Source organism: Hyunsoonleella sp. 2307UL5-6 (assembly GCF_047345485.1).
Lineage (GTDB): Bacteria > Bacteroidota > Bacteroidia > Flavobacteriales > Flavobacteriaceae > Jejuia.
Genome location: NZ_JBLFEN010000021.1, coordinates 1 through 3330 on the forward strand (window position 1 = coordinate 1; position 3330 = coordinate 3330).

The 3330-nt window shown below is 29.4% G+C and carries 3 protein-coding genes; all 3 read left to right on the forward strand.

Translation table 11 applies throughout. The annotated features are described in order from the left end of the window. Positions 1 to 574 precede the first annotated feature (574 nt). Entirely contained in the window at positions 575 to 1141 is a 567-nt protein-coding gene (locus ACKGJY_RS15415; RefSeq protein WP_413974793.1) for a hypothetical protein, read from the forward strand. A 20-nt stretch (positions 1142 to 1161) separates the two neighbouring features. Further along, a complete protein-coding gene (locus ACKGJY_RS15420) occupies positions 1162 to 1782 on the forward strand; it encodes a hypothetical protein (RefSeq protein WP_413974794.1) in 621 nt (206 codons plus the stop codon). Positions 1783 to 1941: 159 nt separating this feature from the next. Continuing rightward, the gene (locus ACKGJY_RS15425; RefSeq protein WP_413974795.1) at positions 1942 to 3072 is read left to right on the forward strand and encodes a hypothetical protein; all 1131 of its coding nucleotides are present in this window, start codon (positions 1942 to 1944) and stop codon (positions 3070 to 3072) included. The last annotated feature ends 258 nt before the right edge of the window (positions 3073 to 3330 follow it).

Genomic DNA, 3330 nt, shown 5'->3' on the forward strand with positions numbered 1-3330 from the left:
CAATGTGTATAATTCATTGCTAGTTATAGCCTACTTACGAAAGTCCTCGCGGACTTTCTATCTGTGATTTATTTGCTAACTTTAGTGCTTAAACACGCAACGAAATCATACACTAGACCGTTGTAAACAATAGCTCCCAAAAGATTACGAAAAAAATAATTGGCTCATTATCGCTTTATATCTGACTAAAATACATTACGGATTTTGTCTCTAAAAACTGATCTTTACGCCGACTTTTAGCATGATACGGATAAACTTACTCGCTCGATAGCTGACAATTACTCTGGAGAAAAAAAACTGACTGATAATAGCTCCCGAAAAATTACCGCCCCAAAACTAAATATTGCGGCTGGCTGTTTATCGAAATGGCAATACGCAAATATTATGGCGTAATGTGATTACTCAAAACTGTCGCTACTGTTTACAACAATATGTATAAAAAATGCTTACTTTAGTACTTAACCTATGGGCAGTGTTTATTTTTGACTGCTGATTTTCCTAGCGGAAAATCATATCCGTCAAATAGCACTTTTCATACATCAAACGTTGTAAACAATTAAAACGAAAAATACGAATGAAAAAAATTAAATTATTATGTAGCATCTTATTAGGTCTAACCATTCTTTCGTGTTCTTCAGATGATGATGAAAATTTGAATTGCACATTTGAGACCATTGATATTCATTCTGAATTTGGTTTAACCGAAGAACAAATGATTTCTAATTATTCAATAACTAGTCCTATACAATACTTTACCGGCTCATATTTTTATGATGTACCTGGACTAACTGAAATTGAAGAAGAAAGAACATATTTTACTAGAAACGTAATGTCAAATAATGATGATAGTTTAGAAAGACTCTTTTATTCATTTCAAATTCGGTTTAAGCCATCAACATGGCTATGCGTCAGAGAATGGGTGTTTAATAATTATGGACAACCCGATTTTGACACTGTACGACCAGATGTTCAATTAGTTTATTATCAATGGTATATCGGAGAACCTGATATAAATGGAGAATATCAAGATGCTATTCGCTTGACATTCGCTCAAGCTGATAATGAAGATTTTACAGCACATTTAGAAGATAAAGTACTTTACTTCACTTTAAGTTTTGTTGAAAATTCAGTTTTTAATTAATTCACAATATATATATATATATGAGAAAATATTTTTTTTTATTTCTAGTATTTGCTACAATTCAAATTTATAGCCAAAGTAATAAAGCAACAATTTTTTATAAAAATGGTGATTCAATTCAGGGTTACATTAATAGAATAAACTATGACGATGTAAAATTTAGTAAGCAAAAAAAAGGAAAATATAAATGGATTAAATCTGATGGACTAGATAAGTTAATAATTTATTCCGAAAATGGAATTCAAGAACGTCATTATTTAGAATATAAAAAGAAAAAGAATTCTAAAAAATCCAAAACACGCCTTGCTATATTAGTGGTTAAAGGGAAAGTTAATTATTATATCGAGCCCTATAATTTCGGAAGTGGATTTCGGAATGATGGAAAATCATTTGGAATGAGTCAGAACTTTTACTATGATAAAGGTTTTAATCAAGCAAGTTTATATGTAAAAAGAAATAATGAAAAATATATTACTCTTCTTTCTACAAGCGGACAAGTAGTATTTTCTAAAAACTTCAAAAAAACGGCTTCTGAATATTTCAAAGACTGCAAGGTATTAGTATCAAAGATAGAATCTGGTTATTATAAAAAAGCTAATGTGACTGAAATGGTGGAGTTCTATAATGAAGAGTGTAGATAAAACTGTTTACAACACCGTATATAATTTATTGCTAGTTCAAGCCTATTTACGAAAATACTCGCGTATTTTCTATTCGGTATTTATTTGTTAACTTAGTTTCTTAAACACGCAACAAACCATATACAAACACGTTGGCAAACATTTAGACGAACATCGAGAATGAAAAGAATAATTACAAGTTTTTTAATAATTTTAGTCTATTCACAGACTTTTGGACAAATTACAACAAGAGAAATTGCTGAAAAAGCTGTATTGAAACCGAGAGTCTATGACAGTTTATCATCATTTAAACCAAGAGAAGATTTAAGAATCTATATTGGACAGGATTTTTATTTTCTTCCAAAATCGAAAAAATTTAGTTCTTTTAGAGAAAGTGATTTAATTGGATATCAAGATTTTTCAATTAAAGCCCAATCACAAGGAAATATGAAAGAAAGACAATATCATCCTGTTCAAGGAAGTCACAAATATGATTTTAAGTCTGACTATAATTCAATCGCAGGTCATTATTTCAGAGTTGAAGATTATATAGAAAAAGATGACAAGTATGCTAAAGGTTTTTACTTTAAACTTTTTAATAAAAAACTAAAAGACACAGCATTCTATGAATTAGCTAAAGTAAAACAACACATTAATGACAGAATGATTTTTCCATTTATCGTTGTTGGAAGTTTTGAGAAATTAAAATCAGAAATAGTTGGAAAAAAATTACAAGCACAAGAACAAATTGAAAATGTAATTGATATTAATTCTGGACAAACTTTAAAAATAGAGAAAGGAAGTTGGTGGGAATGTATTGATTTTACGCTTGTGGAATTAGAAAATAATATTTATTTAAGACCTGCATTAATATTTCGTAATGATAAATTTAACGAAATTATGGTAGAAGCAAATGACTATCAAGCTTCAATAGATGTCAAAAGAAGTCAATTTATGACACCAAAAGAAATTGAAGAAAATATTCGACTTGAAAAAGAACGACTACAAAAAAACGAAGAAAAACTTAAACAAAAAGAGGAAGATAGAAAAATAAGAGAAGCCGAATGGGCTGAAAACGACAGAAAGTTTAGACAAAAATGTATCTCTGAATTTGGTGCAAAATATGGGAATTATATTGCAGATGGAAAAGTTGTAATTGGAATGACAGAAAAAATGTGCCGAATTGCCTGGGGAAATCCAATAGATATTAATACGACTACAACAAATTACGGAAAAAGTGAGCAATGGGTTTATAGCTTAAAACATTATCTATATTTTGACAACGGAAAATTAACAGCAATACAGAATTAAAAAAAACGATTTGCCAACACCGTGTATAATTAATTGCTTGGTTATAGCCTACTTATGAAAGTCCTCGCGGACTTTCTATTCGGTTTTTATTTGCTAACTTTAGTGCTTAAACCACGCAACTAATCATACACAAACACGTTGTAGTGCATTTAACCAAACCAATGAACAAAACTTTTATTACATTATTATTAGTTCTATTTACAATTAGTTGTAAAGAAAAAAAAGTAGCAAAAGAAAGAACGTTATTAGACTATTTTA